Genomic DNA, 20657 nt, shown 5'->3' with positions numbered 1-20657 from the left:
GGTTGGCATGGGCATGAACTTCCGCTCCACGCTGGTCAGGGCCGGCGCCGCCGCGTCCCTGCTCTCGACCCTGCTCATCGGCGGCCAGGCGGCCGCCGCCACCCCCACGCTGACCCCCACCCCGGCGACCGCGACCGCGGTCGTGCCCCTCGACTTCGGCGACATCTGCTACGGCGACCTGCCGCCCGAGGCCTACGACACGCTGGACCTGATCGAGGTCGGCGGCCCGTACCCGTACCCCGAGGACGGCGGCGTCTTCGAGAACCGCGAGGGCCTGCTGCCCTCCCAGCCGATCGGCTACTACCACGAGTACACCGTGGAGACGCCGGGCAGCGACGACCGCGGCGCCCGCCGCATCGTCACCGGCGACTCCTTCGAGGAGGACTACTACACCTCCGACCACTACGAGTCGTTCGACCTCATCGACTACTCCTGCTGAGACCTGACGCGCCGACCTCAGGGCCTTCCCCCACAACCCTCTGACCGGCGTCCCCCCACCCGCGGCGCCGGGACCGCAACGCCTGCCGGCCCCGCCGCCGCGATGGTCGTTCGGACACGCCTCACGCTACGCGTCGTTGACGACTCGTAGCGGACAGTGGCACCGTGGACTCCGGGCGACGCAGAGGGGGACCGATGACCGGGAACATCGCGGAGAGCACCGCCGCCGGCACCGGCGAGGCGCTCGACCTGCGCACCCTGGGCGCCGACTTCGCCCGCGACCCGTATCCGGTCCTCGCCGCACTGCGCGAACGCGGCCCGGTGCAGCGGGTCATCACCCTCGGCGGGTTCGAGGCGTGGCTGGTCCTGGGGTACCGGGAGGCGCGCGCCACGCTCGCCGACCCGCGGCTCAGCAAGCGGTGGGACAGCGCCACCGAGGAGCTCCGCGACCAGCGCAACTACGGCTACCACATGCTGGTCTCCGACCCGCCGGACCACACCCGGCTGCGCGCCCTGGTGGCGCGGGAGTTCACCGTGCGCCGGACGGAGGCGCTGGCGCCGCGCATCCAGCGGACCACCGACCGCCTGCTCGACGCGATGCTGGCCGCCCCCGACCGGCGGGCCGACCTCGTGACCACCCTCGCCTTCCCGCTGCCCATCACGGTGATCTGCGAACTGCTGGGCGTGCCGGAGCTGGAGCGCGACCGGTTCCGGGTCTGGTCCAACACGGCGGTCGGTCCCGCGCCGCCGGCCGAGCGACGGCGGGCCAGCCAGGCGATGAACGAGTACGTCGTCGGCCTGCTGGCGGCCAAGTCGTTGGCGCCGGGCGACGACCTGTTGAGCGCGCTGATTCACTCGACCGACGCCGACGTGGACGGCGACCAGCTCTCGCGCGAGGAGCTCGTCGGCATGGTCTGGCTGCTGCTCGTCGCCGGGCACGAGACCACGGTGAACCTGCTCGCCAACGGCGTGCTCACGCTGCTCCGTCACCCCGACCAGCTGGCCGCCCTGCGCGCCGACTGGGGCCTGCTGGACAACGCGGTCGAGGAGGTGCTGCGCTACGAGGGGCCGGTGCTGGCACCCACGTACCGCTTCACCGTGGAGCCCGTCGAGATCGCCGGCACGGTGATCCCGGGCGGTGGCCGGCTGGTGCTCCCGGTGCTCGGGGACGCGGACCGGGACGAGGCGCGGTTCGCCGATCCCGGGCGCTTCGACATCCGCCGCGAGGCCCGGGGACACCTGGCGTTCGGGCACGGCATCCATCACTGCCTGGGCGCGCCGCTGGCCCGGCTGGAGGCCAGGATCGCGCTGCGCTCGCTGCTGGAACGGGCCCCGGAGCTGGCGCTGGACGCCGACCCGGCGACCCTGGACTGGCGCCTCGGCCTGCTGATGCGCGGCCCACGCCGCCTCCCGGTCCGCTGGTAGGGCCGACCTAGCCGAACCGCGCGAAGCGGGCGCGCAGGTCGTCGAGGAAGCCCCAGAGGTTGTCCGCGACCACCTGCACGGCCTCCTCCTCGTCCCCGTCGCCCCCGGCTTCGTCGTCCGCGTCGTCCGCGTCGACGAGCCGGTAGACGGCGCCGCTCGACGTGCTGACCGCGAGCAGCGCGTCGGCGCCCTCCGCGCCGAACGCCACGACGCCGTCCCGGAAGTCACCGGTCAGCTCCGTCGGCAGCCGCCCGGCGTCGATGCCGTCGGCGACGTCCGCCGCCGGCCGCACGAAGACGCCGTCGCCCAGATCGGGCAGGGATATCTCGGCCACCCTGCGGTACAGCTCCAGGAGGGCGGCCGGCGCGCCGGCGGCCGTCAGCCGCCGCTCGACCTCCTCGGTCGCCGTGGCCGCGTCCCGCCCCGCCCTGGTCACCAGGTGTCGGCCGGGCGGAACGCCGTGCCGCTGCGCGAAGGTCCGCTCGAACTCGACGGCTCGGTGGGCGAGTTCGCCGACCAGGCTGTCCAACCACCCGGCCCGGTAGCGGCGCACGCCCTCGGCCGTCGCGTCCGGATAGCCGAACTGGACGCCGCAGCGCTCGCAGAGGCCGAAGCTCGGCGTCGTGCCGTCCGCGCCCCAGGGCGGCTGATGCTGCACCAGACCGCAGATCCGGCAGGCCAGTTCCGCGCCGCGCAGCGCCGCCCGTAGCTGGTCGAGGGTGGCGCCCGCCCGCTCCCGGTCGGCGTCGTCGAGCCAGGCGGCCCACCAGGGACCGTCGTCCGGCACGGCGGCGTCGATCGCCGCCAGCGCCCGGGCGGGGGTGTCGGCCGGGACCGGCCGGGCCAACCACCGGGTGATGCCGGGCACCCGGCTGTTCCACGGCAGGGGCGCGCCGGTGGGCAGGTTGGCGGCGATCACCGCGGCGGCCGAGATGACCGCCTCGGGCGCCCGCCGCGCCGCGTCGTCATCGTCGGCGTCGTCCCCGTCGTCGCCCGCGTCGTAGGCCCGGGTGTCAAGGGTGCGGAGCACGAGGGTGAGGCGTTCCGTCGACGACGCCGGCAGCAGGGTTTCCAGCAGGTCGAGCGCGCTGTCGTTGGCGAACGGCGCAGTTCCCCAAGTCCCCACCGGACGCCCTCGATTCAGCTGCTCGACCCACCGGAGACGTCAGCATACGCCCGACCCTCGGCCGTCACATCCTCCCCACCCTCCTCGGCGGCGGACACCGCATCACCCGATGTGGAGCAGGGGGTTCCGCCGCTCGGACGGGACCTAGCGCTCGGCGCGGAGCCGCAGCACCGCGACGCCGTAGGGGTCCAGCGACACCGACCCGGTCTCCGTACCGTCCAGGGTGACCAGCGTGGCACCGTCCGGCAGCGACGGCTTGACCGACAGCGGCTCCGCGGACTGGCTCACCAGCCACACGAAGGTGCGGCCGTCCTCGTGCACCAGCCGGTCGACCGCCACCCGGTTGTCGTCCACGGTGACCGGCCGGTCCACCCCGGCGGCCGCGGCCAGCGCGGCGTACAGCGTGCTGGTCGCCTCCGGGTTGACCCGCGGCGTGACCGACGCCATGTGCTCGATCGGGTAGGTGCTGAACACCACGCTGCCCGCGCCGACAACGTGCCGCAGCAGCGCCGGACGGCCGCGCTCGTCGGTCGCCAGCACCTCCGCGCCGTCGGGCTCCACCGGCAGGAACACCCGGTTGTCGGCCGTGCCCGCGGCACGGAAGGTCAGCCGCGCCCCGACCGGGAGGGTGCCAAAGGCGCGGCCGAACGTCCAGGTGACCTCGTCGTCCTCGATCGGGTCGACCAGGCCGTACTCCAGCAGGTGCCGCACCCCGAACAGCCGGTTCAGGTGCGCGTACCACGGGCCGCGCTGCTCCTCGTGCGCGCCCGGCGAGTACGACACGTACACGGTGGCCCCGGCGCGGGCCAGCTCCTCCAGTCGGAACCAGGTGGGGGAGAGCAACTGCTTGACGGACGGCACCAGGTAGAGCCGCGCCCCGTCCGGCAGCCCGTCGCTCTCCCTGACCAGCGCCGGCGGCGCGTCGGCCAGCCGCGCGGCGATCCACGCCTGCCGGCCGGTCTGCTGCACGTACGGGCGGTCCTCGGGGCGGGTGAACGGATAGACGGTGTCCAGGTAGGACGAGACCACCAGGGCGGTGTCGGTGTCCGCGCGACGGCAGCGCGCCACGTCGATCTCCCGCAGCACCTCGGCGAACGCCCGCATCTCCAGCAGCGGGGCCTTGGGCGCGCCCGTGGCGTCGGTGATGCCGAAGTGCATCTCGAAGGCGTGGTGCCGGTACGGCGGTTGCTCGCGCAGCTCGTCGTAGTCCGTGTTGTTCCAGGCAACCCAGCCCGTGGCGCCGGCGAGCAGCGAGTTGTGCAGCGCCTGGCGGTAGTAGCGGGCCGCGCCGGCCGCCGAGCTGAAGTCGGTGGTCAGCCCGAACTCCTCCAGGATCACCGGCCGGTCGAAGGTGCCGGTCAGCTCGCACACCCAGGCGGCGGCGTGGTGCTGGCGCACCGCGTCGTCCTCCATCCGGTAGACGTGCGGGCCCAGGAAGTCGCACAGCTCCGCGGAGTCCGCCACCCGGAAGCCGTTGTCGTAGCCCGAGTTCTCCAGACCCCAGGCGCCGTCGCCGAGCGAGACCGGCTGGCTGCCGCCGCCGGCCCGCACCGCGTCCACCACCAGCTGCGCCCACGAGGCCACCCGCTCGCGGGGCGCCTCGGGCTCGCCGGGTGGCGAGCCGTAGATCGGCATCTCGTTGGAGATCAGCCAGGCGGCCACCGCCGGGTGGTACGCGAAGCGGCGCGTCATCTCCCTGATGAACCACGCCTGGCGGGAGACGAGCCAGATGTCGCCGTACAGGTCGCGGTCGCCGCGCCAGGCCGGGTCCCAGTTCTCGCCGGACATGTGGCCGACGATGAACGTCGGCACCGTGGACATGCCCAACGCCTGGTGCCGGTCGAGGAAGTCGGCGTACCGGGCGCACATCTCGTCGTCGATCCGGTACGGCTCCGGGTGGAAGTCCGGCCAGTAGTAGAAGGACCGGGTCATGTTCAGGCCGTGGTCGCGCAGCGTGCGCAGCTCCTCGGTGACGACCTCGCCGTCGTAGCTCCGCCACATCAGCGGGCCGCCGCTGCGGGACCAGTAGTTGGCGCCGAGCCAGATCTGCGGGCGGCCCGCACTCTTCAGAAGGGCGGAGGGGCGCTGCATCAAATCTCCCGTTACGAGACAGGGGTCAGTGGTGCGCCGGCCCGATGCGAACGGACGTGCCGCGCAGTGAGAAGTGAACTGCTATACCGGTTCAGCCGTCAAGAGGGCACTACCGTGAGTCGCGTTTCCGGGTCTGGTCTAAACCGGTTTACCTCGCGCTTTTGGCAGGTCATCACGGGCTCGGTGGCGGGCTCATCCGCGCGGCGCCGCCGCGGTCGATCCGCGCAGCCGGAGCGTCGGCGCCGAGTCCTGGAGGTCGCCCACCTCGCCGCCGCCCACCGCCTGCCGCAGCCGCCGCGCCGCGTGCGCCCCGTGCGCGGCGATGTCCCGGCTCAGCGCCGTCAGCGGCGGGTTGACCAGCTCGCAGAGCGCGGAGTCGTCCCAGGCCACGATCGACACCTCGGCCGGCACCCGCAGGCCGAGCCCCTGGGCCGTGGCCAGCCCGGACAGCGCCATCACGTCGTTGTCGTAGACGATCGCCGTCGGCCGTTCCGCGGCGGGCAGCGACAGCAGCTCGTGGGTCGCCGCGGCGCCCCGTTCGCCGCTGTAGTCGGCCGCCAACGTCCGCCCGGACACCCCGAGTTCGGCGGTGATCAGGCCGAACGCCTCGGTGCGGATCCGGGTGTGCCGCAGGTGTGGCGGCCCGGAGACCCGCGCCACCCGACGGTGCCCCAGTTCCGCCAGATGCGTCACCACGGTGGTCACCCCCGCCGCCTCGTCGCTCCACACCGCCGGCAGGGTGCCGGTGCCCCGCGGCGCGCCGATGACCACCGCGGGCATCCCCAGCGCCTCCAGCACCGGCACCCGGGCGTCGTCCACCTGCAGGTCCACCAGGAACACCCCGTCCACCAGGCGCCGCGCCCACCAGCTCCGGTACAGGGCCGTCTCCGCGGCCTGGTCCTCGACCATGGTCAGCAGCAGGGGCGTGGTGTCGCTGGTCAACTCCGCCTGGATGCCGGAGATCAGCTGCATGAAGAACGGTTCCAGCCCCAGGGTGTGCGCGGGCCGGTCGATGACCAGCCCGAACGAGCCCGCCCGGCCGTCGGACAGCGCCCGGGCCGCGCTGCTCGGCTGCCAGCCCAACTCCTCGGCGATGGCCAGGATGCGACGCCGGGTCGGCTCCGACACCCCCGGCCGCCCGTTCAGCGCGAACGACACGGCGGCCTTGGTGACCCCGGCCCGCCGGGCGATGTCCTGCATGGTCGGACGCTTCACCTGTGCTCCTCTGGTCACCTGGGCTCCTCCTGGACCGAACCGGGCGACGAGGCGGTCCGCACGGCTCCAAGCTGCGACTTCGACGGGAAATGACTAATCCGGTTCAGTCAAAATACGGCGACCGGTGCCGACATGGTGCTGAAGGCGTGGCAGAAAAGCAATGCAGCGGCATTGACACTCCGTTTACGACGGCTCTAATTTCCTGGCACACAACGCTGGTGGCGTGCGAACCGCCACCGGCGTGCGGTGCCGTTCCGTCTCCGTCCCGCCGCACACCGTCCCGTCGTCATCCGCCCGACCGTCTCGCCCGCGTGATTCGTGCCCGCGCGCAACCAGCTAGGGGGAACCCATGACCGTCCCGAGTAGATTCCGCCCGCGACGGCTCCTCGCCGCGACCGCGGCGCTGGGCCTCACGGCCGCGCTGGCCGCCTGCGCCGGGGAGACCAACAGCGGTGGCGACGACGGCGTGCTCACCGTCACCACCGGCTCCACCGGCAACTTCGTGCGGAACTTCAACCCGTTCTCGCCGGAGCCTCTGCAGGCCACCAACGGCTACATCTACGAGCCGCTGTTCCTCTTCAACGGAGCCCAGGCCGGCGACGTCAAACCGTGGCTGGGCGAGCAGTACGAGTGGTCGGGCGACGGCAGGACCCTGACCATCGACGTCAAGACGAACGCCACCTGGAACGACGGCGAGCCCTTCACCGTCGACGACGTCGTCTACACCTTCGACCTGATGGCCAGCGTCCCGGCGCTCAACACCTACGGCCTGCCCATCGAGACCGTGGAGGCCGAGGACGAGGACACCGCCGTGCTGACCTTCTCCGAGTCGGCGCTGACCCAGGAGTTCTTCATCCTGGGCAAGCAGAAGATCGTGCCCGAACACGTCTGGTCGGAGATCCCCGACGACCAGAAGGCCACGGTGCTCAACGAGAACCCGGTCGGCACCGGCGCCTGGACCGTCGACTCGGTCGAGGGCATGACCATGACGCTGACCGCCCGCGACGACTACTACGTCGAGGGCCTGCCCAGGTTCGACGCCGTGCGGTTCCGCTCCTTCACCGGCAACAACGCCTCGAACGCCGCGATCACCGCCGGCGAGATCGACTGGGCCGGCACCTACATCCCCGAGGTGGAGACGAACTACCTCGACAAGGACGAGAACTTCGAGCTGGTCAACATCCCGATCGCCAACGCGATCTTCCTGCCCAACGCGCAGGAGGGCCCGACCGCCGATCCCGAGGTGCGCAAGGCGATCAGCGCCGCCCTGGACCGCGACTTCATGAACGAGAGCGTCTACTCGGGCGTCAACCCGGACGCCAGCCCGACCGGCCTGATCCTCCCCAACTTCGAGAGCGTCCTGGACCCCGACCTCGCCGACGCCGAGTTCGAGACCGGCGAGGACGCCGTCGCCGAGCACCTCACCGCGGCCGGCTACACCCAGGACTCCGACGGCAACTGGAGCCTGGACGGCGAACGGCTGTCCGTCGAACTCTCCCTGGTCAGCGGCTGGACCGACTACGTCAGCCTCGCCGACATGGCCAAGCAGCAGCTCGCCGAGTACGGCATCGAGCTGGAGGTCGACGCCATCTCGCACGCGCAGTGGACGGACAAGCGCAACAAGGGCGAGTTCGAGATGGTGCTCGACAGCGCCGGCTACACCCCCGACCCGCGCGCCTACTACTACCAGCTGCTCTCCAGCAACCTGGTCAAGCCCATCGGCACCGCCTCGAACGACGGCAACTACGGCCGCTACGAGAACGCCGCCGTCGACGACGCCCTGCAGGCCATCGGCGACACCCCCGACCCCGACGAGCAGCTGGAGCACTACCACACCATCCAGCAGGAGTTCGTCGACGACATGCCGGTGATCCCGCTCTTCGCCGCCCAGAACATGATGGAGTTCAACGGCAACAACGTCACCGGATACCCCACCGCGGACGACCTGTACGCGTCGCCCGCCATCTGGCTCGACCCGGACGGCGGCTGGGTGGCCGCCCGCCTCGAACCGGTGGAGTGACCGCGGCGTGCGATTCGTTCTCAGGAAACTCGGCTTCTACGCGGTGGCCGCCTGGATGGCCGTCACGTTGAACTTCTTCCTCCCGCGGCTCATCCCCGGGGACCCGATCCAGCTGATCCTGTCCCGGCAGGCCCAGTACGGACCGATCCCCGAGGGCCGGGAGGAGGCGCTGGCGGAGATGCTGGGCCTCGGCACCGGCAACATCTTCCAGCAGTACTGGGACTACCTGGCCCAGCTGGCCAGGTTCGACTTCGGGATCTCCATCACGTACTTCCCGGTCCCGGTGACCGACGTGCTCAACGACGCCGTCCCCTGGACCATCGTCCTGGTCGGCATGGCCACCCTGATCAGCGTCGCCCTGGGCCTGGCCCTGGGCGCGCTGGCGGGGTGGCGCCGCGGCAGCTGGCTGGACTCGCTGGTGCCGTCCACCACCTTCCTGGCCGCCATCCCCTACTTCTGGGTCGCGCTGCTGATGCTCTACTACTTCGGCCAGGTCTGGGGCCTGTTCCCGCTCGGTGGCGGCTACGACGAGATCAACTACGACATCGGCCTGACCGCCGGGTTCGTCCAGTCCGCCGTCTCGCACGCCGCGCTGCCCGCCGCCACCATCGTGGTCAGCTCGATCGGCGGCTGGATGCTCGGCATGCGGAACATGATGGTGTCCACGCTCGCCGAGGACTACATCACCGCCGCCGAGGCCAAGGGCCTGCCCCCGCGCCGGATCATGATGGGCTACGCCGCCCGCAACGCGGTGCTGCCCTCGGTGGCCGGCTTCGCCATCACCCTCGGCTTCATCGTCAGCGGCTCCCTGGTCATGGAGATCGTCTTCTCCTATCCGGGCATGGGCTACACGATGCTCCAGGCGGTCAACAACAACGACTACCCCCTGATGCAGGCGGTCTTCCTGATGATCACCTTCGCCGTGCTGGCGGCCAACTTCGTGGTCGACCTCCTCTACGGCTTCGTCGACCCCCGCACCCGGCAGGGCTGAGGGGACGGCCATGAGCGCACTCACCACTCCCTCCGCCGCCCCGGCCGCCACCTCGCGTGGCGCCGGCCTGACCTGGTTGCGCAGCGCGCTGCGCAGCCGCCGGCTGACCGCCGGCCTGGTCATCCTCGGCGTGCTGGCCCTCACCGCCGCCCTCGGCCCCTGGCTGGTCGACAACCCCAACGCCGTCAGCGAGGACTTCACCGAACCGCCGTCCGGTGAGCACTGGCTGGGCACCACCCAGACCGGCCAGGACGTCTTCAAGCAGCTCGTCGTCTCCGCCCGCGGCACCCTGGTCATCGGCTTCGGCGCCGCCCTGATCGCCACCGCCATCTCCATCGTCATCGGCATCGGCGGCGGCTTCCTCGGCGGCCTGGCCGACGACCTGTTCTCGCTGCTGAGCAACGTCTTCCTGGTGATCCCCGGGCTGCCCCTGGTCATCGTCGTCGCCGCCTACGTGCAGGGCGGCTCGTGGGCCACGGTCCTCGTCATCGCGCTCACCAGCTGGGCCGCCTCGGCCCGGGTGCTGCACGCCCAGACGCTCTCGCTGCGCACCCGCGACTACGTGCTGGCCGCCCGGGTCTACGGCGAGTCGCGCTGGCGCATCGTGCTCGTGGAGATCCTGCCGAACGCCGTCGCCATCATCGTCTCGCAGTTCATCTTCGCGGTGATCTTCGCCGTGCTCACCCAGGCCGGACTCGCGTTCATCGGGCTCGACAACCCGTCGAACCTCACCTGGGGCACCATGCTCTACTTCGCGCAGAACGCCGAGGCGCTGGCCAGCGGCGCCTGGTGGTGGTTCGTGCCGCCCGGCCTGTGCATCGCCGTCCTCGGCACCGCGCTCTCGTTGATCAGCTTCGGCCTGGACGAGGTGCTCGACCCGCGGCTCCGCACCGGCGCCGGCCGCGCCGGCCGCGAGGCCCGTTTCACGGGCGCGCGGCGACGCGGCCCGGCCGGCGGCCGACCGCGGACGTCGGTGACGTCGCCGGACACGCCGGACGAGGAGGTCGTCCGATGACGGCGCACAGGACCCCGGGACCGCCGGAGCCGAGCCCGGGCGCCGGCGGCGTCGCCGGACGCGTCGGAGAAGAAGGAGACCACCCGATGACGGCGCACCAGCCCTCCGGGCGGCCGGAGCCGGGCGCGGCGCGGCGGGCACACCGCGACGCGGAGCGCCCGTGCCGGTCCGGGCCGGCGGACACGGCGGAGAAGGGGGCCATCCGATGACGGCGCACGAGACGCCCGGCACGCCCGAGTCGACGCCGGGCGGACCGGCCGGCACGCCGCCCGCGGCCGGCGTGCCGCACCCGTCGCCGCCGGTCGGCGACGCCGCACCGGCCGCCACCGGCCGCGGGGCCCGTGCGGCGAGCACCGACGTCGTCCTGCGGGCCGAGCACGTGGACGTCGTCTACGACGGGGAGCGCCCGCTGCACGGCGTCCGGGACGTCAGCTTCGAACTGCGCCGCGGCGAGATCCTCGGCATCGCCGGCGAGTCGGGCTGCGGCAAGTCCACCCTCGCCTACGCCGTCAGCCGCATGCTGCGCCCGCCGGCCAGGCTGGTCGGCGGCACCGTCACCTTCACCAGCCGGGACGCCGCCCCCGTCGAACTCACCGCCCTGGAGGGCGAGGAACTGCGCGCGTTCCGCTGGAACAAGCTCTCCATGGTGTTCCAGAGCGCCATGAACGCCCTCAACCCGGTGACCACCATCGGCCGGCAGTTCGACGACATCTTCCGCGCGCACCGCCCGCGGATGCGCGCCGCGGAACGCCGCGCCCGCACCCGCACCCTGCTGGAGAAGGTGGGCATCGACCCGGACCGGATCCGCAGCCACCCGCACGAGCTCTCCGGCGGCATGCGGCAGCGCGTCGTCATCGCCATGGCCCTCGCCCTCGACCCCGAGATCGTCATCATGGACGAGCCGACCACCGCGCTCGACGTCGTCGTGCAGCGCGAGATCCTCGACGAGATCGTCCGGCTGCGCGACGAGTTCGACTTCAGCGTCATCTTCATCACCCACGACCTGACGCTGCTGCTGGAGCTCAGCGACCGCCTCGCGGTGATGTACGCGGGCCGCATCGTGGAGTACGCCCCCACCCGGCGGATCGCCGCCGGCGCCGGCCACCCGTACACCCAGGGCCTGCTCCGCTCCTTCCCCGACATGCTGGGCGAGCGCCGGGAACTGCGCGGCATCCCGGGCCAGCCGCCCGACCTGCGCGACGAACTCCCGGGCTGCGCCTTCGTCGACCGCTGCGAACACGCCTTCGCGCCCTGCGCCGGGATCCGCCCGCCCGACCACCGGCTGTCCGCCGCCCCGAACGGACCCGCCCGATCGGGGGATTCCGGCGGCACGGCGCCTGCCGACCCCGCCGGGACCTGGACCGCCGCCTGCCATCTGCACGATCCGGCGCCCGAGACCCTGGGGCAGCGGCCCGTCGACGCCCAGAAAGGGACCCCACGATGACCACCCTGGAGGTCACCGACCTCACCGTGGACTACCGGCGGCGTGGCCAGCGCCCGTTCCGCGCGGTGGACCGGGTGTCCTTCACGCTGCGCGCCGGCCGCACCCTCGCCCTGGTGGGCCAGAGCGGCAGCGGCAAGTCCACCGTCGTCCGCGCCCTGTCCCGCCTGGTCCGCCCCACCTCGGGCAGCATCCGGCTTGACGGCCGGAACCGCACCTCCGGACGGGACTACCGCCGGGCGGTGCAGATGGTGTTCCAGGACCCGTTCGCCTCGCTCAACCCGGCCCACGACATCGCCCACCACCTGCGCCGGCCGCTGCTGGCCACCGGACGCGCCAACGGCGGCAGGGACGCCGAGGAGAAGATCGCCGCGCTGCTGCGCTCGGTCAACCTCACGCCGGAGGCCGATATCGCCAGGAAACGCCCGCACGAGCTGTCCGGCGGCCAGCGGCAGCGGGTGGCCATCGCCCGCGCCCTGGCCCCCGAACCCCGGGTGCTGCTCGCCGACGAACCGGTCTCCATGCTCGACGTCTCGATCCGCCTGGAGATCCTCGGCCTGCTCGACCGGCTGCGCACCGAGCGCGAGCTCGCCGTCCTCTACGTCACCCACGACCTCGCCACCGCCCGCCACTTCGCGGACGAGGTGATGGTGATGTACCGCGGCGAGATCGTCGAACGCGGGCCCAGCGACGAGGTGATCCTCCGCCCGAAGCACGAGTACACCAGGAGGCTGGCCGCCGCGGCCCCGCGTTCCGGGCGCACCGCCTCGTAACGCGGGTCCCGCCGGGCCCACCCGCGACGTCCATAACGGCCGGGTATCCACGAGGTACCAGCCCGTCACCAGGGCCGTGGGCCCCGGCGCGGCCCGCGGCCCGGGTACGGCACAATCGTGGCGATGAGTACCTACAGTGAGCGCGTGCGCCTGGGAACGGCCCGCGGGAGCGGCCTGCGCACCATGGCCACCCGCGAGCGCCGCTCACACCTGTCCGCCCCGCGGGTGCCCACGGTCGGCATCGACATCGGCGGCACCAAGGTCATGGCCGGCGTGGTGGACGCGGACGGCACGGTGCTGGAGCGGCTGCGCGCCGAGACCCCGGACAAGTCCAAGAGCGCCAAGGTCGTCGAGGACACCATCGTCGAACTGGTGCTGGACCTCTCCGACCGGCACGACGTGCACGCGGTCGGCATCGGCGCCGCCGGCTGGGTGGACGCCGACCGCTCGCGGGTGCTCTTCGCACCCCATCTGGCCTGGCGCAACGAGCCGCTCAGGGACGCCCTGGCGGCCCGCCTCGCGGTGCCCATCCTGGTGGACAACGACGCCAACACCGCGGCGTGGGGCGAGTGGCGGTTCGGCGCGGGACGCGGCGCCGACCATCTGGTGATGATCACCCTCGGCACCGGCATCGGCGGCGCCATACTGGAGGGCGGCCGCGTCAAGCGCGGCGCGTACGGCGTGGCCGGCGAGTTCGGCCACATGCAGGTGGTGCCGGGCGGCCACCGCTGCCCCTGCGGCAACCGCGGCTGCTGGGAGCAGTACAGCTCGGGCAACGCGCTGGTCCGCGAGGCCAGGGAGCTGGCCGCCGCCGACTCGCCGGTGGCCCAGCACATCCTCGACCGGATCAACGGCCAGGTCGGCGACATCACCGGGCCGCTGATCACCGAGCTCGCCCAGGACGGCGACGCGATGTGCGTGGAGCTGCTCCAGGACATCGGGCAGTGGCTCGGCGTCGGCATGGCCAACCTCGCCGCCGCGCTCGACCCCACCTGCTTCGTCGTCGGCGGCGGCGTCAGCGACGCCGACGACCTGCTGCTGGCCCCGGCCAGGGACGCCTTCCGCCGCCATCTGACCGGCCGCGGGTACCGGCCCGAGGCGCGCATCGTACGGGCCAGGCTCGGCACCGACGCCGGCATGGTCGGCGCCGCCGACCTCGGCCGCCTGGTCGCCCGCCGGTTCCGCCGGGCCAACCGGCGCCGCGCCGAGCGACGCACCCGCGCGGGCCAGCGCACCCCCTTCGAGCTGCGGCTGCCGCCGCGGGGACGGGCGACCCGACCATGACGGCGACCGCGACCACCGACAGCACCCGCACACCCGGCGGCGCGGACCTGCCCCGCCCGCCGCGCCGGCCCCGGCACCGCTGGCTGGCCGCGATCATCGTGGTGCTGCTGATCGCCATCCCCGCCGGATACCTGGTGCTCTCCGCCTACCAGAGCCGGGACAGCGGCGAGGAGAAGGAGCGCGCCGCCTCGGCCCGGACGATGATCTACGGCTGGCCCAGCAAGGTGCAGCGGCGCATCTACGACGTGCCGCTCCCCGACGGCGTCACCTACGTCGGGCACTTCGAGACCAACGCCTGGAACCGCAGCACCCTCTACGTGCAGTTCCGTTCCTCGCCCGAGCAGCTCAGCTTCTTCCTGGAGGAGCTCGGCACCACCCGCGACGCGTTGAACGAGGGCACGGTCACCATCACCGGCGACCAGGCCGACCTCGTCGGCTGGGTGCTGGACGACCCCACCCACCGCTACGCGGGCACCATCGTCCAGCAGTCGCCCGACGAGCCCGAGGTGGCCGTCACCGTGGACCTCTCCGCCGAGGAACGCCCGAGGATCTACGTCGCCTCGACCTCCGAGCAGTGACCCCGGCGCCCGCCCCGGACCCGGGACGGCCCTAGAGGCGCTCGGCGGCCAGCAGGGCGGCGGTGCGTTGCAGGAGGGGGCCGGCCTGGGCGATCGCGCGGGCCGGGTTCGGCTCCAGGGCGGTGAGCGCGTACGCGGCCTCGATGCCGGCGCCGCGCAGGGCGGCCTCGTCCAGCTCCAGCCGGCCGCAGACGGCGACCACCCGGCGGCCGGCGGCCCGGGCCGCGGCCGCGACGCCGGCCGGGGCCTTCCCGTGCAACGTCTGCGCGTCCAACGAGCCCTCCCCGGTGATCACCAGGTCGGTGCCCGCCACGGCCGCGTCGAAGCCCAACACCCCCAGCAGCACCTGGATGCCGGGGCGGAACGTGGCGCGCAGCCCGAGCAGCGCGCCGAATCCGGTGCCGCCGGCCGCGCCGGCGCCCGGGGCATGCGCGCACTGCGCGACGCGTGCTCCCTCGGACTCCTCGAGCACCCGCGCGAAGTGGTCGAGCGCCGTGTCCAGCGCCTCCACGTCCATCGGATCGGCGCCCTTCTGCGGCCCGTAGATCGCCGCGGCGCCCTTCGGCCCGGTCAGCGGGTTGTCCACGTCGCTGGCCAGCACGACCTCCGTGTCGCGCAACCGCGCGTCCAGGCTGGAGAGATCCGCCGAGACCAGCTCGCGCAGCGGCCCGCCGCCGTGCGCGATCGGATCGCCGTCCGCGTCGAGCAACTTCGCCCCCAGCGCCGCCAGCATCCCCGCGCCGCCGTCGGTCGTCGCGGAGCCGCCCACGCCCAGCACGATGGTGCGCGCGCCGGCGTCCAGGGCCGCCGCGATCAACTCGCCGGTGCCGTACGTCGTCGCGGTGAGCGGGGCGAAGGCGTGCGGGGGCAGCAGGCCGAGTCCCGACGCCTGCGCCATCTCCACGACCGCGGTGCCGTTCCGCAGGGCGAACCGGGCGGTGACCGGGATGCCCAGCGGGCCCGTGACCTCGACCTCGTGCGCCGTGAACCCCCCGGAGACGGCGGCGTCCACCGTGCCGTCGCCGCCGTCGGCGACGGGCAGGGTGGTCACCCGGGCCGACGGACGGGCGCTGAGGATCCCGGCCGTGACGCGCTCGGCGACCTCCACGGCCGTGAGCGAACCCTTGAACTTGTCCGCGGCGATCAGCACGTGCCGTTGCCGTCCCATGTCGGTCATCGTTCTGCCCCTGTGGTCGTTGCTGTCGAACAGGCAGTCGCGCTGGGGCTGACCCTATCCGGCCTGGCCCGCCCGAGCCACGGCCGGCATGGCGGTGGCGGCCCGACGGTCGCGCGGGCGAACGCGATGACGCGATCCCGCCAGCTTCCGCGGCGGCCGGCGGCGAGGCTGGGCGCATGCAGACGACAACGACCCTGAACGACGCCCGTCACGCCGACCTGGCGGGCAAGGTGGCCCTGGTCACCGGCGGCAGCCGGGGCATCGGCGCGGCGGTGGCGCTCCGGCTCGCCGAGGCCGGCGCCGACGTGGCCCTCACCTACCAGACGAACGAGGAGCGCGCGGCGGCCGTGACCAAGGCCATCACCGCGACCGGCTCCCGGGCGCTGGCGATCCGCGCCGACTCCGCCCACGCGACGGCCGTCACCTCCGCCGTCGACCAGACCGTGGCGGAACTGGGCCGGCTCGACATCCTCGTCAACAACGCCGGCGTGTTCCTCGTCGGCCCGGTCGAGGATCTGGGCCCCGCCGAACTGGAGCAGACGCTCGCCGTCAACGTCCGCGCCCCGTACCTGGCGTCCCGGGCGGCCGTCCGGCACATGGCCGAGGGCGGGCGGATCATCAACATCGGCAGCAACGTGGCCGAGCGGACCGTCTTCCCCGGGTTCTCGCTCTACGCGATGAGCAAGACCGCGCTGGTCGGCATGACCAAGGGCCTCGCCCGCGAGTTGGGCCCGCGGGGGATCACGGTCACCGTGGTCCAGCCGGGCGCGACGGACACCGACCTCAACCCGGCCGACGGGCCGAACGGCGACGCCATCAGGGGCTACGTGCCGCTGGGCCGGTTCGCCGCCCCCGAGGAGATCGCCGCGACCGTGCTGCACCTGGCCGGCGACGCCGGCCGGTACCTCACCGGCACGGCGATCACCGTCGACGGCGGTTTCAACATCTGACGCCCCGCCGCTCGCGCCGCCCGCCGCGCTCGCGCCGCCCTCAGGCCCGCGGGCGCGGTGCGGCGCGTCCGGCGCGGCGCGCCGGCTGACCCTGCTGGCGCAGCCGGCGCCACACCGCCCTGGCCGCGTTGTGGCCGCCCATGCCGTGCACCCCCGGGCCCGGCCAGGACGCCGCCGAGCACAGGAAGACCGCCGGGTGCGGCGTCGCGTGCGGGGTGAACGAGAGCCGCGGGCGGAACAGCGTCTGCATCCCGGTGAACGCGCCGCACGCGATGTCCCCGCCCACGTAGTTGGCGTTCCGGCGGGCCAACTCGGCCGGGCCGGCGACCGCCCTGGCCAGCACCAGATCGCGGAACCCCGGCGCGAACCGCTCGATCTGCCGCTCTATGGCGTCCGTCAGGTCGCCCTCCCAGTACGCCGGCACGTGCCCGTACACCCACAGCACGTGCTTGCCCTCCGGCGCCCGGCCGGGGTCGGCCAGGGTGGGCTGCGTGACGATCAGGAACGGCACGTCGGGCGCCCGGCCCTCGACCGCGGCCGCGTGCAGCGCCGCGCCGATCTCACCACTGCTCGGGCCGATCTGGACGGTGCCGGCGCGGCGCGCCTCGGGCGCCCGCCAGGGGGCCGGGCCCTCCAGCGCGTAGTCGATCTTGAAGACGGCGGCGCCGTGCCGGAAGTTCGCGAAGGCGCTGCCGAGCCCGGCGATCCGGGCCAGCGCCAGCGGCGACGTGTCGAAGACGTAGGCCCGCGCCGGCGGCAGCTCGTCCAGCCGCTTCACCTCCACGCCGGTGTGCACGGCGCCCCCGAGGTCGCGCAGGTAGCCCGCGAGGGCGTCCGAGATGGCCTGCGAGCCGCCGCGGGCGAACGGCCACCCGACCTCGTGCGCGGCCAGCGCGAAGACCAGCGCCATGCCGCCGGTCGCGGGGGTCGAGACGGGCGCGATGGCGTGCGCCGCGAGCCCGGAGAGCAGCGCCCGCGCCGGATCCTCGCGAAACCGGCGCGCCACCCAGGAGACCGGCTGCACCCCCGTCACCCCGAACCGGGCCAGCAGCGCCGGATCGCGCGGCAGCCCGTCCCACGGCACCGTCAGGAAGTCGCCGGCCAGCGTGTCCCACCGACCGAGATACGGCGCGACCAGCCGCCGGTACGCCACGGCGTCCCGCGGCCCCAGCGACGCGGACGTCTCGCCCACCGACCTGGCCAGCACCACGGCGCGCCCGTCCGGCAGCGGGTGCGCCATCGGCAGCTCGGCGTGCGCCCAGCTCAGCCCGTAGCGCTCCAGCGGCATCGACCGGAAAGCGGGCGAGCCGGCGCCCAACGGGTGGGCCGCCGAGCACGGGTCGTGCCGGAACCCCGGCAGCGTCAACTCCTCGGTCCGCGCGCCCCCGCCCACCGTCTCCTTCGCCTCGAAGACCTCGACGGACAGACCCCGGCGGGCCAGCTCCACGGCGGCGGTCAGCCCGTTCGGCCCGGCGCCCACCACGACCGCGTCTCGCATCGACGGCACCTGAACGCTCTCCCCTCACCGATGAGGACCACAGCCACCCGGGCCACCCGGATCTCGGCACCCCGAGGATACGCCGCACCCACCACCCACCCCCCGACACGGCGGCCTGACGCCGGCCGGGCAGAACCGGATGCCCCGGGTGCGCGGTGGCCGAGGCCGCCCCGACGTCTGGCTGCGCCGCCGCCGAGGGCGATCTGAGGGCCCGTCAACGGCTCGCGATCGCGGATCACTTGCTCCCCGCCCGCACCCTGCCATCCGGCGGCAGCCGGCCCTGGCCCGTGCGAGGCTCCTGTTCGAACCGAACTCGCGCGCTGCCGCCGCGTACTGGGGCCATCGTGCCGCGGAGGCCCGGCCACGCCGGGCCAACGCCAGGGCGCGGAGCGCCGGCCGGAGGGCGCGGTCACGCCCTGGCCGGAGTGAGGCCGCGTTACGGACCGAACCGGCTTCGGACGGCGGACCGGGCCGGGCCCCGGCTCGCGGTCCCGGGCCGGGACCTGGGTGGCGCCGGTCAGGTCCGGCCGGAGTGCGGCCACCGGCCCGTGCTCCGAAGACGCCGGCCGGAACGTCCCGTCACGCCGGGCCGTCGGCAGGCCACTGCTCGGGCCGTGCGGGCGCCGGCCCGCGGTCCGACGCCGGGCTCAGGGCGTTACCGGACGGGGGCAGCCGGTCACGCCCGGCCGGCGTCGGGCCCGGAGTCGAGGAGGGCCAGGATGCGGCGGACGGTCTCCGCGTCCCGGGCCGCGGCGAACGGCATCGCGTTGCCACCGGCGATGTCGAACGGCTCGCCCGCCGGCGTCAGATGCGTGCCGCCCGCCTCGGTGACCAGCAGCAGGCCGGCGGCGTGGTCCCAGGCCAGCTCCCACGAGTAGGCCACCGCGTCCAGCTCCCCGCGCGCGATGTCCAGGTACTCCAGGCCGGCCGCGCGGCTGGCGCGCGGCGCCACCCCGGGCGCCCACAGCGCCGCCAGGGCGCGCTTCTCCGCGCCCGTCGTGTAGTCGGGGTGCGAGCAGGCCACCCGCAGGACGGCGCCCGGCTCAGGGGAGCCCGCCTGCAGCCGGCGGCCGTCGAGCCACGCGCCGCCGCCCCGCCGGGCGTGGGCCAGCAGGCGCCGCGCGGGGGCGAGGAGCCAGGAGGCCAGCAACTCGCCCGCCCGGGCCAGCGCCACCAGGGTGGCGAAGCCGGTCCTGCCCTCCACGAACTGCCGGGTGCCGTCGATCGGATCGACGATCCACACGGGCGCGTCGCCGCGCAGCGCGGCGTAGCTGTCGGGGTCCTCGTGCACGGTTTCCTCGCCGACCACCAGGGAACCGGGCAGCAGCGCGGTCAGGGCCTCGGTGAGCCGCACCTCCGCCTGCCGGTCGGCGACCGTCACCAGGTCGTGCGGCCCGGCCTTACTGGTCACCTCGTGCGCGGCCAGCCGGCGCCAGCGCGGCATGATCTCCGCCTCCGCCGTGGCCCGCATCGCCGCCTCGACGGCCTCGGCCAGCCCGTCGTCGAGCACCCCGTTCGCGTTCAGCATCCGTCCATCGAAGCACGCCGGCGCCGCGCGCGGTTCCTCCGGGGCGGCCGGCCGCCCCGGAGGAACCCGATGACCCAGGCCGCGCCCTACCCGACGCCGGCCCGCCGCAGCTCGCTGGTGACGGCGAAATGATGGCTCGGCGACACCCGCCGCGCGGCGTCCAGCAGCAGCGGCGCCACCACCTCGGGGTGCTCCGCGGCCGCCGTCGCCGCCTCCTCGGCGGTGCGCGCCCGCACCAGGGCCGTCAGCAGGGCGACCGCCGCGTTGGGATGGCCCGCCGAGCACAGCGCCACGGCGATCGCCCCCGCCTCGACGGCCGGCCGGGCCGCTCCCTGGCGCAGCAACTGCTCGCAGTCGCGGTCCCGCCCGGCGCCCGCCAGCGCCTGCGCCGCGGCGGCGAGCTGCGCCGGCGGCAGGGAGGCCGCCTCCCAGAGCAGCGTCGCCAGGTCGGCGCCCATGCCGGCCCGTTCCAGCTCGGCCACCAGCAGGGGCAGCCGGTGGGCCGGCCCGGCGGCCGCCTCGCACAGCACGATGTGCGCGGCCCCGCTCTGTCCCTCCGCCCGCAGCCGGCGCAGCCGCTCCGCGAGGTCGGTCACCGCGCGCTGCTCCTCCTCCTGCAGCCGGGCCTCGCGCTGCCGCTTGGACTCCCGGGGTCTGGACTCCCGCGCCGCGCCGGCGAACCGGGAGCCGCCGGGCGGCCGGGCCGCGCGGCCCTCCGGGCCGGCGGGCGGCTGCGGCGGGGGAGCGCCGGGGTGGCGCGCGGCCGCCTCGGCGAGCCCGGCGAAGCGGGCGCCCCGGGCGCCCCGGGGCCGGCCCGCCTCGGCGTCCCCGTCCCGGGGCGGCCCGGTGCCGTCCATGGGCGTCCGGGGTCCGGGACGCCCCGACCGGGGCGTGAACATCTCGGGTGCGGGCCGCTCCTGGTACGCGGGGGCCTCGGGCCGGCCCGCCGGGGGAGGCGTCCTGACGTCCGCCGGGCCCCGCGGCGGCGCGGCGGGGCCGGGCGCGTCGTCCATGGGCGCCCGCGGGCGCGGCGCCGTGACGCCGGCCGCGCCCCCCCCCCCGGCCCGCGGGCCCGCCCCGCCGCCCCGCCCCTCCGGGGGCCGGGGC

General features: G+C 74.3%; 16 protein-coding genes and 1 pseudogene. 10 read left to right on the top strand and 7 right to left on the bottom strand.

Annotated elements, in window-relative coordinates; translation table 11 throughout:
• Nucleotides 1–13 precede the first annotated feature (13 nt).
• The gene (locus tag ABGB06_RS24595) at nucleotides 14–439 is read left to right on the top strand and encodes a ribonuclease (protein WP_347593361.1); all 426 of its coding nucleotides are present in this window, start codon (nucleotides 14–16) and stop codon (nucleotides 437–439) included.
• A 194-nt stretch (nucleotides 440–633) separates the two neighbouring features.
• Nucleotides 634–1863, top strand: a complete 1230-nt coding sequence (locus tag ABGB06_RS24590; RefSeq protein ID WP_347593002.1) for a cytochrome P450 — start codon at nucleotides 634–636, stop codon at nucleotides 1861–1863.
• Between the two features lie 7 nt (nucleotides 1864–1870).
• Here ABGB06_RS24590 and ABGB06_RS24585 read toward each other — a convergent pair whose 3' ends face one another.
• The 3 genes from ABGB06_RS24585 to ABGB06_RS24575 form a co-directional block, all read right to left on the bottom strand.
• Nucleotides 1871–2989: a DUF4259 domain-containing protein gene (locus tag ABGB06_RS24585; protein WP_347593000.1), complete on the bottom strand. Its 1119-nt coding sequence runs from the start codon at nucleotides 2987–2989 to the stop codon at nucleotides 1871–1873.
• 144 nt (nucleotides 2990–3133) lie between these two features.
• Nucleotides 3134–5080: a cellulase family glycosylhydrolase gene (locus ABGB06_RS24580; RefSeq protein WP_347592998.1), complete on the bottom strand. Its 1947-nt coding sequence runs from the start codon at nucleotides 5078–5080 to the stop codon at nucleotides 3134–3136.
• Between the two features lie 192 nt (nucleotides 5081–5272).
• On the bottom strand, nucleotides 5273–6295 hold the full coding sequence (locus ABGB06_RS24575; RefSeq protein WP_347592996.1) for a LacI family DNA-binding transcriptional regulator: 1023 nt from the start codon (nucleotides 6293–6295) through the stop codon (nucleotides 5273–5275).
• A 349-nt stretch (nucleotides 6296–6644) separates the two neighbouring features.
• On the opposite strand from ABGB06_RS24575, the gene ABGB06_RS24570 reads away from it, so the two are divergent.
• The 7 genes from ABGB06_RS24570 (at nucleotide 6645) to ABGB06_RS24540 (ending at nucleotide 14397) form a co-directional block, all read left to right on the top strand.
• The gene (locus ABGB06_RS24570) at nucleotides 6645–8315 is read left to right on the top strand and encodes an ABC transporter substrate-binding protein (RefSeq protein ID WP_347592994.1); all 1671 of its coding nucleotides are present in this window, start codon (nucleotides 6645–6647) and stop codon (nucleotides 8313–8315) included.
• A 7-nt stretch (nucleotides 8316–8322) separates the two neighbouring features.
• On the top strand, nucleotides 8323–9306 hold the full coding sequence (locus ABGB06_RS24565) for an ABC transporter permease (RefSeq protein WP_347592992.1): 984 nt from the start codon (nucleotides 8323–8325) through the stop codon (nucleotides 9304–9306).
• Between the two features lie 10 nt (nucleotides 9307–9316).
• Nucleotides 9317–10321 (top strand): ABC transporter permease, encoded by a 1005-nt coding sequence (locus ABGB06_RS24560; RefSeq protein ID WP_347592990.1) that lies wholly within the window; start codon nucleotides 9317–9319, stop codon nucleotides 10319–10321.
• 205 nt (nucleotides 10322–10526) lie between these two features.
• Nucleotides 10527–11765 (top strand): ABC transporter ATP-binding protein, encoded by a 1239-nt coding sequence (locus tag ABGB06_RS24555; RefSeq protein ID WP_347592988.1) that lies wholly within the window; start codon nucleotides 10527–10529, stop codon nucleotides 11763–11765.
• Nucleotides 11762–12535 (top strand): ABC transporter ATP-binding protein, encoded by a 774-nt coding sequence (locus ABGB06_RS24550; protein WP_347592986.1) that lies wholly within the window; start codon nucleotides 11762–11764, stop codon nucleotides 12533–12535. Before ABGB06_RS24555 ends, ABGB06_RS24550 begins: the two co-directional genes overlap by 4 nt.
• 123 nt (nucleotides 12536–12658) lie before the next feature.
• On the top strand, nucleotides 12659–13819 hold the full coding sequence (locus ABGB06_RS24545) for an ROK family glucokinase (protein ID WP_347592984.1): 1161 nt from the start codon (nucleotides 12659–12661) through the stop codon (nucleotides 13817–13819).
• Entirely contained in the window at nucleotides 13816–14397 is a 582-nt protein-coding gene (locus tag ABGB06_RS24540; RefSeq protein WP_347592982.1) for a hypothetical protein, read from the top strand. The genes ABGB06_RS24545 and ABGB06_RS24540 overlap by 4 nt, the downstream gene beginning before the upstream one ends.
• A gap of 31 nt (nucleotides 14398–14428) precedes the next feature.
• Here ABGB06_RS24540 and ABGB06_RS24535 read toward each other — a convergent pair whose 3' ends face one another.
• The gene (locus ABGB06_RS24535) at nucleotides 14429–15565 is read right to left on the bottom strand and encodes a glycerate kinase (RefSeq protein WP_347592980.1); all 1137 of its coding nucleotides are present in this window, start codon (nucleotides 15563–15565) and stop codon (nucleotides 14429–14431) included.
• 185 nt (nucleotides 15566–15750) lie between these two features.
• Between ABGB06_RS24535 and ABGB06_RS24530 the strand changes: the two genes are divergently transcribed.
• Complete coding sequence (locus ABGB06_RS24530) at nucleotides 15751–16524, top strand: 3-oxoacyl-ACP reductase family protein (protein WP_347592978.1); 774 nt, start codon at nucleotides 15751–15753, stop codon at nucleotides 16522–16524.
• A gap of 40 nt (nucleotides 16525–16564) precedes the next feature.
• On the opposite strand, the gene ABGB06_RS24525 is transcribed toward ABGB06_RS24530, so the two are convergent.
• The 3 genes and pseudogenes from ABGB06_RS24525 to ABGB06_RS24515 all read right to left on the bottom strand — a co-directional run.
• A complete protein-coding gene (locus tag ABGB06_RS24525) occupies nucleotides 16565–18031 on the bottom strand; it encodes an NAD(P)/FAD-dependent oxidoreductase (RefSeq protein ID WP_347592976.1) in 1467 nt (488 codons plus the stop codon).
• 667 nt (nucleotides 18032–18698) lie between these two features.
• Nucleotides 18699–19550, bottom strand: coding sequence for an inositol monophosphatase family protein (locus ABGB06_RS24520; RefSeq protein WP_347592974.1), 852 nt, complete (start codon nucleotides 19548–19550; stop codon nucleotides 18699–18701).
• 86 nt (nucleotides 19551–19636) lie between these two features.
• Nucleotides 19637–20657, bottom strand: a pseudogene (locus ABGB06_RS24515) (hypothetical protein); the annotation flags it as partial.

The sequence above is a fragment of the Streptomyces sp. B6B3 genome (assembly GCF_039871525.1).
GTDB lineage: Bacteria > Actinomycetota > Actinomycetes > Streptomycetales > Streptomycetaceae > Streptomyces.
This window is presented reverse-complemented; position numbering and strand designations above follow the sequence as displayed.